Here is a 13,418-nt window from a genome sequence, read left to right as displayed (position 1 = left end):
GGCATGCGGCTTCTCCTTGTCCGCTGCTCAACGCGGCGGGGCGGGGGCGGTTGCTTCGCGGCTTGCCCCGGGCCCCATGACTGCTATAGAGCCCGCCGACCGGCGGTGCCCTACGCGGGCGTGGCGGAACTGGTAGACGCGCCAGATTTAGGTTCTGGTATCGAAAGGTGTGGGGGTTCGAGTCCCTTCGCCCGCACCAGGCACCGCCGCTCTCTGATCAGCGTCCCGGCGCCGCGATCTCATTCTTTTTGGAAGTTCGAACTGATGCAGACTGTCGAGACGTTGAACGAGGGCCTCAAGCGCGCCTACACGCTGAAGATCACCGCCAAGGATATCGACAAGAAGGTCGATGCCGAAGTGAAGCGGGTCGCGCCGCAGGTCCGCATGCCCGGCTTCCGTCCCGGCAAGGTCCCCGCCAATCTCGTGCGCAAGATGCACGGCGAGGCGATCGCGCAGGACGCGCTCAACACCTCGATCCAGGAAGGCGTGCAGCAGCTCCTCGCCGAGCACAAGCTGCGCCCGGCGATGCAGCCCTCGGTCAGCCTCGAGGGCGACTATGCCCCCGGCGCCGATGCCGAGATCAAGGTCGAGCTCGAAGTGCTCCCCGACGTCCCCACGCCCTCGATCGACGGCCTCAAGCTCGAGCGCCTGACCGTCCCCGCCGACGATGCGGCGGTCGACGAGCAGCTCAACCAGCTCGCCAGCAACCAGAAGGGCTGGGACGATGCCGGCGAGGGCCACGAAGCCGCGACTGGCGACCAGGTCACGATGGATTTCGTCGGCAAGACCGCCGACGGCGTCGCCTTCGAGGGCGGCACCGGCGAAGGCATGGCGGTCGAGATCGGCTCGGGCCGCCTGATCCCAGGCTTCGAGGACCAGCTCGTCGGCGTCAAGACCGGCGACGAGAAGCAGATCAGCGTCACTTTCCCCGAGGATTACGGCTCGAAGGATCTCGCCGGCAAGCCCGCGACCTTCGACCTCAAGATCACCGCGGTCAAGACCGCCGGCGAGACCAAGATCGACGACGACTTCGCCAAGCAGCTCGGCCTGCAGGACCTCGAGCAGCTCAAGGGGCTCCTGAAGGGCCAGATCGAGCAGCAGCTCAACGGCCTGACCCGCACCTATATGAAGCGCAAGCTGCTCGACCAGCTCGCCGCCGGCCACGACTTCGCGGTGCCGCCGTCGATGGTTGAGGCCGAGTTCGACCAGATCTGGCACCAGCTGATGCACGAGACCGAGCATGAGGCCGATCCGGCCGCGGCCAAGGCCGAGCTCGAGGCCGAGCGCGAGGATTACCGCAAGATCGCCGAGCGCCGCGTCCGCCTGGGCCTGCTGCTCTCCGAGATCGGCACCGCCAATGGCGTCGAAGTCAACCAGCAGGAAATGAACCGGCTGATTGCCCAGGCCGCGCAGCAATACGGCCCCGAGGATCGCCAGCGCTTCATGCAATATGTCCAGCAGGAGCCGATGGCGGCTGCCCAGCTGCGCGCGCCGCTGTTCGAGGACAAGGTCGTCGACTTCCTGTTCGACAAGGCCGAGATCACCGACCGCGAAGTGACCCGCGAGGAGCTGGAAGCCGCGATCGAGTCCGACGAGGGCTTCGACACCGGCACGCACACCCACGATCACGACAACCACAAGCCCAAGGCGAAGAAGGCCAAGAAGGCGGCGGCGGAGGAAGCGCCTGCCGCTGAGGCGCCGGCCACCGACGCAGCGCCCGAGGCAGCGCCGGCGAAGAAGGCCGCCAAGCCGAAGAAGGTCGAAAAGGCCGATATCGAGCCCGCCGCCCCCGGCGACGAGCTCGTCCAGGCCGAGCCGGTGAAGAAGGCGCCGACCAAGAAGGCGCCTGCAGCGAAGGCCGAGGCAGCCGCCGAGGGCGAGGCGGCTCCGGCCAAGCCGAAAAAGGCGCCGGCGAAGAAGAAGGCGGACTAAGCGAGCCGCGCGGCTCGGCGAAGTACGGCAGCCCGCCGCTCCGATCGGGGAGCGGCGGGCTTGCTTTTGTCAGGCGAAGACTTCGGCGAGCTCGGGCGACGCCAGCCTAGGTTGCGCCTCGGCAATCCCGCGGATCAGCCGGATCGCAGCCACCGCCAGAGCGATTCCGGCGGCAGACTGGAACACGAACGGTCCCGTCCCGGCATTCGGGCCGCCGGCTATTTGGGCGAAGTAGCCGACAAAGCCGTGCAGCAGCCATAACCCCCACCACGCGCTCACGAGCCCGTCATTGCGCGTGTAATCGCCTTCGCCATGACTGGCGTTCCACAATTCGCGCATGCCATAAAACGGCTTCACCAGATTGGCGAAGGGCACTGCGAACCACCAGATCCGGGCGGCCGGAGTGTATTCAAGGTCCTGGTACCCGGCTTCGACCAGATTGCTCCCCGCAACATAGATCCACCGGCCGAATACCACGAAGGTGAGCAGCGTGACTGCCAGCGTGGCCATGTCCACCTCATTGGCGATGGGCGTGATATGCTCGCTATAGGCTTGCGGGAACAACCATGCGCTCAGCAATATGGCGGGCGTCGTGAGAGCGTCGATGATGACCATGACCGTTACCGCGAGCGTCAGCCCGCCGAGATTGCGCATTCCCATTGCTTTCCCCCCTTCGATGCCGGAATGATCCCCGCCAGGATGCGGGAATGTCAAAGAACAAATATGTCGAACGGTACCGATGCTCGTACTGAGGCGGGACTGACGCCGCGCATTGCCGTCCTTCTGCCCTGCTACAACGAGGAAGCCGCGATCGCGCAGACCGTGGCGAGCTTTCGCGCAGCGTTCCCGACTGCCGCCATCCACGTCTACGACAATAACAGCCGCGACCGCACGATCGAGGTCGCGCGCGCGGCCGGGGCGATCGTCCGCAGCGAGCGGATGCAGGGCAAGGGCAATGTCGTCCGGCGGATGTTCGCCGATGTGGACGCCGACATCTATGTCATGGCCGACGGCGACGCGACCTATGACGCCAGCGTCGCGCCGCTGATGGTCGACAGGCTGGTCCAGGAGGGGCTCGACATGATCGTCGGCACCCGCGTCCACGAGGCCGCCGAGGCCTATCGGCGCGGCCATGTGCTCGGCAATCGCGCGATGACCGGGCTGCTCGCCCAGCTGTTCGGGCGCAGCTTCACCGACATCTTCTCGGGCTACCGCGTCTTCTCGCGGCGCTTCGTCAAGAGCTTCCCGGTGCTCTCCTCGGGGTTCGAGATCGAGACCGAGATCAGCGTCCATGCGCTCGAGCTCAAGATGCCGGTCGGCGAGGTCGAGACGCGCTATTTCGCGCGGCCCGAGGGCTCGGCGTCGAAGCTCAACACCTATCGCGACGGCTTCCGGATCGCGAAGACGATCGCGGTTCTCTACCGGATTGAGCGGCCGATGCTGTTCTTCGGCTTCATCGCGACGGTCTTCGCGATGATGGCGGTGCTGCTCTCGGTGCCGCTGGGAATCACCTATCTGAAGACCGGGCTGGTGCCGCGTTTCCCCACCGCGATCCTCGCGACGGGGCTGATGATCCTCGCCTTTCTCAACCTGTTCACCGGGCTGATCCTCGACACCGTGGTCCGCGGCCGGCGCGAGATGCGGCGGCTGGCCTATCTGGCGCAGCCGGGGGTGTTCCGGGATTGAGCGTCAGACCCGATGAAGGGACGCGCCGTGCTCCTGCGAAAGCAGGAGCCCAGGGTAACGAAGGGTGTCGCTCGCGGCCCTTGGCTCCTGCTTTCGCAGGAGCACGAGAAGGGCAGTCTGACGGGCTCCATTATCGGGCGGCGTGCACCAACCCCAGCGCGATCAGGCTCTCCGCACTCGCGACGATCGCCTCTTCGTTCGATCGCGGCGTCCAGCCGAGCACCCGGCGTGCCTTGGCGTTGCTCGCATTCGCCCGGATCCCCAGCCGCGGCACCGCTTCGCGCGCCAGCGGGTTGAAGAGCGCGAGCAGCCGGACCAGCCAGTCGGGCAGTTCGCGCTTCGGCGCCTTCGCCCCCGCGGCGCCGAGCCGTTCGCGGAGCACCACGGCCATCTGGTGGAAGGACATCGCGTCGCCCGCGACCGCGAGGAAGCGCTCGCCCGCCGCGGCCGGATCGGTCATCGCGCGCAAATGCAGGTCGGCGACGTCGCGGACGTCGACCGCGCCGAGATAGAGCCGCGGCGTGCCGGGCATCTTGCCCTCCAGCATGGACCGGACGAGGAAGATCGAGGTCGAGAGGTCGCCGTTCAGCGCCGGCCCGAAGATGCCCACCGGATTGACCACCGCGAGCTCCATGCCGTTGCCCTCGCGGCCGACAAAGTCCCAGGCGGCGCGCTCGGCCAGCGTCTTGGACTTCATATAGGGCTGGACCGCCGGGCCGTCGGGATCGGTCCAGTCTTCCTCGGTATAGGGCGTGTCGCGCTGACCATGGCCATAGCCGATCGCGGCGAAGGACGAAGTCAGCACGACGCGCTTCACCCCGGCGTCGCGCGCGGCGCGCAGCACCCGCAGCGTGCCCTCTCGCGCCGGACGGATCAGCTCCTGTTCGTCCTTGGGCTGCGCGGGCGGGAAGGGCGAGGCGACGTGATGGACATAGTCGCAGCCGGCCGCCGCCTCGGCCCATCCGTCGTCCTTCTCCAGATCCGCGGCGAAGAAGGTCAGACGGTCGCCCGGGTCCGCGCCCGCCGCTGCGAGCGTCGCACGCACCTCGGCCTCGCGCGACAGGTTGCGCACGGTGGTGCGGACGTCGTGTCCGGCCGCGAGCAGCCGGAGGATCACATGGCTGCCGACGAAGCCGGAGCCGCCGGTCACTAGAACCTTGCTCATGTGTAACGATGTGGGCGTGGCGGGGGCGTCTTGCAATGTAGGATTCGAAGTGCTGCGCTTGGCTCGGTCGGCGGGAGGTCAGGCACATGCAAAGCGCTGGAGTCGTTTGTTGCGAGGGCGCAATACCGGACGCGCAGGTAAGGCGCGCAAGGGTGGCGCCAAAGTTGCGTCGGTGTGACCTGCAAGGCGCGTTGGTGGCGCGGCGCTGCGGCGCGCATGGCCCTTGGCCGCGCGCTCGTGGCGCGTCGCCGTCGCGTTGGTGGCGCGTCCACGGCACGTGTCGCTTGTCGCCGGAGAGAGCGATCGCGCCCGAACGCGCAACTTTGACAACTTTGCCGGGCACGAAGCCGGGTCGCTCGGTCGCTTTCCCGTCCCCCCTTGCGCCGCGCAGCCCGAGCGCCGATGTTGGGCGCCTGGGCAACCATCCAAGAGAAAAACCCGCATGCATCCGCTTTCCGGTCAGATGACCATTGATCCCGTTACTGGCGGTCTCGTTCCCATCGTTATCGAACAGTCGAGCCGCGGCGAGCGCAGCTTCGATATCTTCTCGCGCCTGCTGCGCGAGCGCATCGTCTTCGTGACCGGCGGCGTCGAGGACCAGATGGCCTCGCTGATCACCGCCCAGCTCCTCTTCCTCGAGTCCGAGAACCCGAAGAAGGACATCTGGATGTACATCAACTCGCCCGGTGGCGTGGTCACCGCCGGCATGGCGATCCACGACACGATGCAATATATCCGTCCGCGCGTCGGCACGGTGTGCATCGGCCAGGCGGCGTCGATGGGCAGCTTCCTGCTCGCGTCGGGCGAGCCGGGCCTGCGCGTCGCGCTGACCAATGCCCGAATCATGCTGCATCAGCCCTCGGGCGGCGCGCAGGGCATGGCGTCGGACATCGAGATCCAGGCTAAGGAAATCTTACGTATTCGCGCACGGATGAATGCGTTGTATTCGAAGTATACCGGCCAGCCGATCGAGCGGATCGAGCAGGTCATGGACCGCGACAGCTTCTTCGAGGCCGATGAGGCCAAGGCGTTCGGCGTCGTGGACGAAGTGTACGACAAGCGGCCGCAGCCGACCGAAGACGCAGCAGCTGCTTAAGATTGTTGGATTATAAGCCGTCCGTGGGCGAGTCCCCGGACGGCGATAACCGCTTGTTTGGGCGGATTATGGATTGCCGGATGGGAACCCGCGTGTAGGATGGCGGGTAATGGCTACGCGTCCGGCGCGTAAAGGATGGATTGAATGACCAAGCTCAGCGGCGGCGATTCCAAGAGCACGCTTTATTGCTCGTTCTGCGGCAAGTCGCAGCACGAGGTTCGCAAACTCATCGCCGGCCCGACCGTGTTCATCTGCGACGAGTGCGTCGAGCTCTGCAACGACATCATCCGCGAAGAGACCAAGTCGGCGCTCGTCAGCAAGAAGGACGGCGGCGTCCCCACGCCGCAGGAAATCTGCGACGTGCTCGACGATTACGTGATCGGGCAGAAGCAGGCGAAGCGCGTGCTCTCGGTCGCGGTGCACAACCATTACAAGCGGCTCAACCACGGCGCCAAGGGTGCCGATGTCGAGCTCGCCAAGTCGAACATCCTGCTCGTCGGCCCCACCGGCTGCGGCAAGACGCTGCTCGCCCAGACCTTGGCGCGCATCCTCGACGTGCCGTTCACCATGGCCGATGCGACGACGCTCACCGAAGCCGGCTATGTCGGCGAGGACGTCGAGAACATCATCCTCAAGCTGCTTCAGGCTTCGGACTATAATGTCGAGCGGGCGCAGCGCGGCATCGTCTATATCGACGAGATCGACAAGATCAGCCGCAAGGCCGAGAATCCCTCGATCACGCGCGACGTGTCGGGCGAGGGCGTGCAGCAGGCGCTGCTGAAGCTGATGGAAGGCACGACGGCCTCGGTGCCACCGCAGGGCGGCCGCAAGCATCCGCAGCAGGAATTCCTCCAGGTCGACACGACCAACATCCTGTTCATCTGCGGCGGCGCCTTCTCGGGGCTCGAGAAGATCATCGGCGATCGCCTCCAGGGCAAGTCGATCGGCTTCGGCGCCTATGTCGCGGCTCCGGAGGAGCGCCGCACCGGCGAGGTGCTGCGCCAGACCGAGCCGGAGGATCTGCTCAAGTTCGGCCTGATCCCCGAATTCGTCGGCCGTCTGCCGGTGATCGCGACGCTCGAGGACCTCGATGTCGACGCGCTGATCAAGATCCTGACCGAGCCGAAGAACGCCCTGGTCAAGCAGTATCAGAAGCTGTTCGACATGGAGGGGGTCAAGCTCAGCTTCAACGACGACGCGCTCACCGCGATCTCGAAGAAGGCGATCGAGCGCAAGACCGGCGCGCGCGGGCTCCGCTCGATCCTCGAGGCGATCCTGCTCGACACGATGTTCGACCTGCCCAGCATGGACGGCGTCGACGAGGTGATGATCGACAAGGACGTGGTCGAGGGCCGCAAGGACCCGGTCCGCATCTACGCGAACAAGGAAAAGGCCGGCAGCGCCGCCTGACGCGCTGTTGCCCAAATACTGCACAAGCGGTCGGAAAGACTTCTTTCCGGCCGTTTTTGTTTGGACCGACTCGGCCGTAAGGCGCACCCTCCTCCGATAGTAAAGACGAGATGGAGAGGTGACGTATGTCCGATTTTGCCATCCTCGACGACGACGAGCGTGAATATCATTCGCCGTTCGACCTGGCGCTCAACCCTACCGCCCTCGAGACTTTCAAATGGTTGGTACTTGGCCACGTCTTGTACGTGGTCGGGCTGGCGATGGTGCTCTATTTGCACATCGACAATGGCGCGGTGTGGATCACGCCCTTGTTCGGCCTGCCCTTCGTATGGCACGAACGGCACCACCGCGGCGGCGTAAAGGCGTTGGTCTTCCTGCTCGGCTTCACGCTGATGCACTATGTCGCGCTCAAGACGGTGCAGGGGATCACCGGCGACGAGGTCGGTTTCCTGCGCGGCTTTGTCGGCGGGGCGATCGGCGGCGGCGGGTGCCTGCTGCTCTGCGCGATCTTCGGTCTGCTCCGCAAAGGCTCGAGCCTGACCTTCGAGGCGTTCGGCACCGTCCTGCTCGGCGCGGTCGGCAGCTTCTGCCTCTACATGTACCTCACCACCGGCGCGAACGGCGACAGCTTCGCGAGCGACCTGATCCAGCCGCTCAAGATCTACACCCCGTGGCAGATCGCCTTCGCCTATGTGCTGGCACGGGTGCTGCGGCCGCTGAGCTAGCGGGGGGACCGTACCGCCGGGCCGTTCAGCGCCTTCCACGGGATCACCGCCCAATCGGGCGCGTCGCAGGCGCGGTTGGCGCGCGCGAAATAGGCGGCGACGAACAGGCCGTCGGCGGTGAGATAGGCCGAGGGAAAGCTCCACACCTCGGCGTCGTCGTAGGTGCAGCCTTCGGCCTCGTCGGCGACCATCTCCTTGGGATGATAGCGCTTGAGCAAGGCCACCAGTCCCTCGGCGAAAGCCTCGCCGCGATATTGGTACCAGGCGTCCGACTTCTCGGCCGGGGGCGGGGCCTTGCCGAAGCGGAGCAGGTCGTCGAGCTTGACCTCCGCGCCGGTGCGCGCGTCGTAGATTACGCCCTCGGTCCCGAAATCGGGATGCGCCGCGCCCGCGCAATCCCAGCCGGTCTGCCAGGCATAGCTGACAAAGGCGGCGTCGAGATGGACCGAGCTGACCTCGTCCATATCGATGCCCGCGCCGCCGCCCTGGGCGGGGCAACCGAACCAGTTGCGGACATGGTCCCACTGCGTCCGGATCAGTGCGGCGTTGATCTTGGCCAGCACTGCGGCCGCATAGCCGTTTTCGAGGCGGAACAGGCGAGTGCCGGTCCGCCGCTCGGTAAACCAGCGGATCGTGCGTGTCCCCTTGCGTTCGACCGTCCCCGGCTCGAGCCGCAGACCCGCGAGTTGCATTCGCTCATACGCCCCGAGATCGGCGGGGGCGCCTGCCGGTGCCGCGGGCGGCGTGGCGGGGGCGAGCGAGACGGGAAGCGTCGTGCCCTTGGCGGTGGTCAAGCTTCCCGCCCAGCCAGATCCCGCATGCTTCAGCGTGAGGCTGTCGTCTGTCGAGGGCGCGCGGAGCGTGATGCTGTCGCCCGCGCGCTCGCCCTCCAGCGCGATGTCGAGGCGGGAACTGCGGTAGAAATAGCGGCCGCTCGGCGCGCCCTTGCCTTGGTCCAGTTCGAGTACGATCGGCGCGGTGCCGGCCTTGCCTTCGTAGAGCTGTGCCGAAGCCGCATGGGGGAGGGCCAGCGCGGCGAGGACGAAAGCCCAGCGCATCGTCATTCGCCGCCGCCACGCGGATCGCGCTGCATCGCTTCGACTGCCGTGGAGCGCTTGAGGATGCGCGACGCCGGATCGACGACGACATGCGCGTCGGCCGGAACGGCGATGCTGCCCGTGCCGCCGGTCATCGCCACTGTCTCGACCCGATCGTCGATCTGGACCTCGACGGGCAGCGGGAACGGCTTGCCCTTGGGCGCCTTCCACTGAAGCGTCAGTCGCCCGCCCTCACGCGTATCGAGCAGCTCGGGGAGCGCTGCCTCGCGCAGATAGACGTCGAAGAACCACGTCATGTCCTTGCCCGTGACCTGGTTGACGATCGCGACATATTCGGGCGTCGTCGCGAAGCGCGGCTGGAAATTGCCCGGCTTGGGATCTGGGCGGCCATAGACCAGCCGGCGCGTGACCTCCCAAAAGGCCTTGTCGCCGATCGCGTTGCGCAGCGTGTGGAGCACCCAGGCCCCTTTGACGTAGATGTCGCCGCCGGGACCGCCCTTGTCCGCCTCATAGACCTCTTCCTCGGTCTTGATCCGGCCGGAGACGATCGGCGCCTTGTTCTCGATCTGGTTGCGGAATTTCTCCATCATCACCGCGTAGCGCGCCTCGCCCTCGCGCCAGCGGCCATAGAGCGGCTGCATATACTGGCCATAGCCTTCGTGGAGCCAGTAATCGTCCCAGTTCGCCGCCGACATCTGGTTGCCGAACCATTCGTGCGCGAGCTCGTGCTGGAACAGCCAGTCGAACCCGGTCGCGTCCTTGGCGTAATTGTTGCCATAGGCGTTGATCGTCTGGTGCTCCATGCCGAGATGGGGCGTCTCGACCACGCCGAGCTTCTCGTTGCCCCAGGGATAGGGTCCAACATTCGCCTCGAAGAAGTCGAGCGTCGGGGCGAATTCGGCGAACAGCCCCTTCGCGCCGGCCTCGCGGCCCGGGAGATGCCAGTAGTGCAGCGGGATCGTGTTGCCGAAGCGGCTGCGATAGCTGCCCTTGATCTCGACATAGGGCGCGATGTTAAGCGCCACCGAATAGGGGTTCGGGCTGCGCGCGCGCCAGTGCCATGTCGTGCGGCCGTCGGGAAGCGTGTCGACCTTCTGCAGCACGCCGTTGGAGGGCGCGGAGAGGCCCTTGGGCACGGTGATCTGCAGGTCGACCTTGGCGGGCTCGCCCGAGGGGAAGTCGAGGCACGGCCAGAACAGGTCGCAGCCATAGCCTTCGGCAGTGGTGGCGATCCATGGCTTGCCCTCGGGAGTCCTGCTCCACACCATGCCGTCGTCCCACGGCGCGCGCACCGCGACATGCGGCGTGCCGCCATAAACGATGCGCACCACCGCACGGCCGTCTGCAGCGAGCAAGGCGGGCAGGGTCACGGCCAGCCGCCCCTCGGGATTCGACCAGCTCGACTGCGGCAGTGGCGCGCCGTCGAGGCTGATCGCGCTGACCGGCAAATTCTTGTCGAGATCGATCAGCAGCCGGCGCTGCGGCGCGGAGGTAGTCAGCGTGAGCGTCGCGACCCCCTGAAGCTTCTGCGTCTCGGGGAAAACCTCGATCGCAAGGTCGACATGCTCCAGCCGCAGTGCCGCGCGCTCGGCGTCGATCGGTCCGCCCGATGCCTGGGTGGTCGCGGTGAGCGGGGGCTCGCCCGGTTTGACCTGCGCGAGGGCGGGGGAGGCGCTCAGCGAGAGCGTGGCGGCGAGCAGCAGACGGGTGGTGATGGCAACCTCCTTCAGGCAGGCCCCGTCAATGCCGCGATCGGCCGGCGAGCGCCAGTCCACAGCCAATCAATCCTTGGTGATTGATGCGGCTGGCGCGCGCCCCATATATAGTGAAGAGTGAGGGCCGCTCGGGCCCAGGAGTATTCATGAAGCAGTCCTATCCCGTCCTGCCGCTTCGCGACATCGTCGTCTTCCCGCACATGATCGTGCCGCTGTTCGTCGGCCGCGACAAGTCGGTCGCCGCGCTCGAAGCGGCGATGGCGGACGACAAGGAAATCTTCCTCGTCGCCCAGCTCGACCCCGCCGAGGACGATCCCGGCCGCGAGGATCTGTACGACACCGGCGTCTCCGCCGAAGTGCTGCAGCTGCTCAAGCTCCCCGACGGTACCGTCCGCGTGCTCGTCGCCGGCAAGGAGCGCGGCGTGCTCGAATCGGTCGACGAATCGGGCGCGTTCCTCACCGCGCAGGTAAGCCCGGTCGAGGAAGACGACGACCGCCTCGAAACCGCCAGCGAGGACTTGGGCGAGAAGGTGAGCAAGCTCACCCCCGAGAATTTGAGCCCCGAGCTCCAGGCGCTGATGCGCTCGGTGGTCGATCAATTCGAGAATTATGCCAAACTCAACCGCAAGCTTCCCGCCGAGACGGCGGTGCAGCTCGCCGAGCTCGACGATCCTTCGCGCCTCGCCGATGCGGTTGCCGCCAATATCGCGGTCAAGGTTTCCGACAAGCAGTCGCTGCTGGTCGAGAAGGACCCGCGCAAGCGCCTGGAGATGGTGTTCGCCTTCATGGAGGGCGAGCTCGGCGTGCTGCAGGTCGAGAAGAAGATCCGCAGCCGCGTCAAGCGCCAGATGGAGAAGACCCAGCGCGAATATTATCTCAACGAGCAGTTGAAGGCGATCCAGCGCGAACTCGGCAATGAGGGCGACGAGGGGGACGGCGACGAGGTCGCCGAGCTGACCCAGAAGATCGCGACGCTCAAGCTCAGCAAGGAAGCGCGCACCAAGGCGACGTCGGAACTCAAGAAGCTCAAGACGATGGCGCCGATGTCGGCCGAAGCCACGGTGGTGCGCAACTATCTAGACGTGCTGCTGGGCCTGCCCTGGGGCAAAAGGTCGAAGCTCAAGAAGGACATCGCCGAGGCGCAGGCCGTGCTCGACGAGGACCATTATGCGCTCGAGAAGGTCAAGGACCGGATCGTCGAATATCTCGCGGTCCAGGCGCGCACCAACAAGTTGAAGGGGCCGATCCTGTGCCTCGTCGGCCCTCCCGGCGTCGGCAAGACCAGCCTCGGCAAGAGTATCGCCAAGGCGACCGGGCGCGAGTTCATCCGCCAGTCGCTGGGCGGCGTACGCGACGAGGCCGAGATCCGCGGCCACCGCCGCACCTATATCGGCTCGCTGCCGGGCAAGATCGTCACCAATTTGCGCAAGGCCGGGGCGAGCAATCCGCTGTTCCTGCTCGACGAGATCGACAAGCTTGGCCAGGACTTCCGCGGCGATCCGGCCTCGGCGCTGCTCGAAGTGCTCGACCCCGAGCAGAACAACAAGTTCAACGATCATTATCTGGAGATCGACATCGATCTCTCGGACGTGATGTTCGTGTGCACGGCGAATTCGCTTAACCTGCCCCAGCCTTTGCTCGATCGCATGGAGATCATCCGGCTCGAGGGCTATACCGAGGACGAGAAGGTCGAGATCGCCGAGCGTCACCTGATACAGAAGCAGATCGACGCGCACGGGCTCAAGGAAGGCGAGTTCACCCTCACCGCCGAGGGGCTGCGCGCGCTGATCCAGAAATATACTCGCGAGGCAGGCGTCCGCACGCTCGAGCGCGAGATCGCCAAGCTGGCGCGCAAGGCGCTCCGGAAAATCCTCGAGGGCAAGGAAACCAGCGTCACGATCACGCCGGACAATCTCCACGAATATGCCGGGGTGCAGAAGTATCGCCACGGCCTGTCCGAGGAAGAGAATCAGATCGGTGCGGTCACCGGGCTCGCCTGGACCGAGGTCGGCGGCGAGCTGCTGACGATCGAGAGCGTCACCGTGCAGGGCAAGGGCGCGATCAAGACCACTGGCAAGCTCGGCGACGTGATGAAGGAGTCGGTCGAGACCGCGTTCAGCTTCGTCCGCGCCCGCGCACCGACCTATGGCATCAAGCCGAGCCTGTTCCAGCGGAAGGACGTCCACGTACACTTGCCCGAGGGCGCTGTGCCCAAGGACGGCCCTTCGGCCGGCATCGGGCTGGTGACGGCGATCGTCTCGACGATGACCGGTGTGCCGGTGCGCCGCGACATCGCGATGACCGGGGAAGTCACGTTGCGGGGCAGGGTGCTGCCGATCGGCGGGCTCAAGGAGAAACTGCTCGCAGCGCTGCGCGGCGGCATCAAGACGGTACTGATCCCGCAGGAGAACGAGAAGGATCTCGCCGAAATTCCCGCGAACATTCGCGAGGGCCTCGAGATCATCCCGGTGTCCCATGTCGACGAAGTGCTGCGGCGCGCGCTGGTCGAGCCGCTCACCGCGATCGACTGGACCGATGCGGACGAGCTCGCGGCGCAGCCGCCGGTGCACGTGCCGGGGATCGGCGACGCCGTTCATCATTGAAGAGGCGTAACTTTTGCGGCGAAAACCG

The 13,418-nt window shown here is 66.0% G+C and carries 10 protein-coding genes and 1 tRNA gene; 7 read left to right on the top strand and 4 right to left on the bottom strand.

The genetic code is table 11. The features are described 5' to 3' along the window. Nucleotides 1-114: 114 nt before the first annotated feature. Both AC3WJI_RS09555 and tig read left to right on the top strand, forming a co-directional pair. Nucleotides 115-199: transfer RNA gene (locus tag AC3WJI_RS09555), tRNA-Leu, on the top strand. Between the two features lie 65 nt (nucleotides 200-264). Further along, on the top strand, nucleotides 265-1,932 hold the full coding sequence (gene tig / locus AC3WJI_RS09550) for a trigger factor (protein ID WP_492757020.1): 1,668 nt from the start codon (nucleotides 265-267) through the stop codon (nucleotides 1,930-1,932). 69 nt (nucleotides 1,933-2,001) lie between these two features. On the opposite strand, the gene AC3WJI_RS09545 is transcribed toward tig, so the two are convergent. After that, a complete protein-coding gene (locus AC3WJI_RS09545) occupies nucleotides 2,002-2,586 on the bottom strand; it encodes a DUF4328 domain-containing protein (protein ID WP_492757019.1) in 585 nt (194 codons plus the stop codon). A 69-nt stretch (nucleotides 2,587-2,655) separates the two neighbouring features. On the opposite strand from AC3WJI_RS09545, the gene AC3WJI_RS09540 reads away from it, so the two are divergent. Continuing rightward, complete coding sequence (locus AC3WJI_RS09540; RefSeq protein ID WP_492757018.1) at nucleotides 2,656-3,618, top strand: glycosyltransferase family 2 protein; 963 nt, start codon at nucleotides 2,656-2,658, stop codon at nucleotides 3,616-3,618. A 130-nt stretch (nucleotides 3,619-3,748) separates the two neighbouring features. Here AC3WJI_RS09540 and AC3WJI_RS09535 read toward each other — a convergent pair whose 3' ends face one another. After that, on the bottom strand, nucleotides 3,749-4,783 hold the full coding sequence (locus AC3WJI_RS09535; RefSeq protein WP_492757017.1) for an SDR family oxidoreductase: 1,035 nt from the start codon (nucleotides 4,781-4,783) through the stop codon (nucleotides 3,749-3,751). Between the two features lie 442 nt (nucleotides 4,784-5,225). Here AC3WJI_RS09535 and AC3WJI_RS09530 point away from each other — a divergent pair, with 442 nt between their 5' ends. The 3 genes from AC3WJI_RS09530 to AC3WJI_RS09520 all read left to right on the top strand — a co-directional run bounded on the left by AC3WJI_RS09530 (nucleotide 5,226) and on the right by AC3WJI_RS09520 (nucleotide 8,014). Then, nucleotides 5,226-5,879, top strand: a complete 654-nt coding sequence (locus AC3WJI_RS09530) for an ATP-dependent Clp protease proteolytic subunit (RefSeq protein ID WP_492757024.1) — start codon at nucleotides 5,226-5,228, stop codon at nucleotides 5,877-5,879. Nucleotides 5,880-6,023: 144 nt separating this feature from the next. After that, a complete protein-coding gene (clpX, locus tag AC3WJI_RS09525) occupies nucleotides 6,024-7,289 on the top strand; it encodes an ATP-dependent Clp protease ATP-binding subunit ClpX (protein ID WP_492757016.1) in 1,266 nt (421 codons plus the stop codon). A 125-nt stretch (nucleotides 7,290-7,414) separates the two neighbouring features. Next, a complete protein-coding gene (locus tag AC3WJI_RS09520; protein ID WP_492757015.1) occupies nucleotides 7,415-8,014 on the top strand; it encodes a hypothetical protein in 600 nt (199 codons plus the stop codon). On the opposite strand, the gene AC3WJI_RS09515 is transcribed toward AC3WJI_RS09520, so the two are convergent. Together AC3WJI_RS09515 and AC3WJI_RS09510 are read right to left on the bottom strand one after the other, a co-directional pair. Further along, on the bottom strand, nucleotides 8,011-9,072 hold the full coding sequence (locus tag AC3WJI_RS09515) for a hypothetical protein (protein WP_492757014.1): 1,062 nt from the start codon (nucleotides 9,070-9,072) through the stop codon (nucleotides 8,011-8,013). The two genes, AC3WJI_RS09520 and AC3WJI_RS09515, sit on opposite strands and share 4 nt — an antisense overlap. Before the next feature lie 2 nt (nucleotides 9,073-9,074). Continuing rightward, the gene (locus tag AC3WJI_RS09510) at nucleotides 9,075-10,775 is read right to left on the bottom strand and encodes a M1 family metallopeptidase (protein ID WP_492757023.1); all 1,701 of its coding nucleotides are present in this window, start codon (nucleotides 10,773-10,775) and stop codon (nucleotides 9,075-9,077) included. A gap of 158 nt (nucleotides 10,776-10,933) precedes the next feature. Between AC3WJI_RS09510 and lon the strand changes: the two genes are divergently transcribed. Continuing rightward, the gene (gene lon / locus AC3WJI_RS09505; RefSeq protein WP_492757013.1) at nucleotides 10,934-13,390 is read left to right on the top strand and encodes an endopeptidase La; all 2,457 of its coding nucleotides are present in this window, start codon (nucleotides 10,934-10,936) and stop codon (nucleotides 13,388-13,390) included. Nucleotides 13,391-13,418: the final 28 nt, after the last annotated feature.

It is taken from the genome of Sphingomonas sp. FW306-1B-B10E, from assembly GCF_058782005.1.
The sequence above is the reverse complement of the archived record's forward strand: the minus strand, read 5'-3'. Positions and strand labels throughout refer to the sequence as shown.

Bases quoted from the DNA above. Each gene is read 5' to 3' on its own strand.
- tig (WP_492757020.1), top strand. From the start codon at position 265: ATGCAGACTGTCGAGACGTTGAACGAGGGCCTCAAGCGCGCCTACACG.
- AC3WJI_RS09545 (WP_492757019.1), bottom strand. From the start codon at position 2,586: ATGCGCAATCTCGGCGGGCTGACGCTCGCGGTAACGGTCATGGTCATC.
- AC3WJI_RS09540 (WP_492757018.1), top strand. From the start codon at position 2,656: ATGTCGAACGGTACCGATGCTCGTACTGAGGCGGGACTGACGCCGCGC.
- AC3WJI_RS09535 (WP_492757017.1), bottom strand. From the start codon at position 4,783: ATGAGCAAGGTTCTAGTGACCGGCGGCTCCGGCTTCGTCGGCAGCCAT.
- AC3WJI_RS09530 (WP_492757024.1), top strand. From the start codon at position 5,226: ATGCATCCGCTTTCCGGTCAGATGACCATTGATCCCGTTACTGGCGGT.
- clpX (WP_492757016.1), top strand. From the start codon at position 6,024: ATGACCAAGCTCAGCGGCGGCGATTCCAAGAGCACGCTTTATTGCTCG.
- AC3WJI_RS09520 (WP_492757015.1), top strand. From the start codon at position 7,415: ATGTCCGATTTTGCCATCCTCGACGACGACGAGCGTGAATATCATTCG.
- AC3WJI_RS09515 (WP_492757014.1), bottom strand. From the start codon at position 9,072: ATGCGCTGGGCTTTCGTCCTCGCCGCGCTGGCCCTCCCCCATGCGGCT.
- lon (WP_492757013.1), top strand. From the start codon at position 10,934: ATGAAGCAGTCCTATCCCGTCCTGCCGCTTCGCGACATCGTCGTCTTC.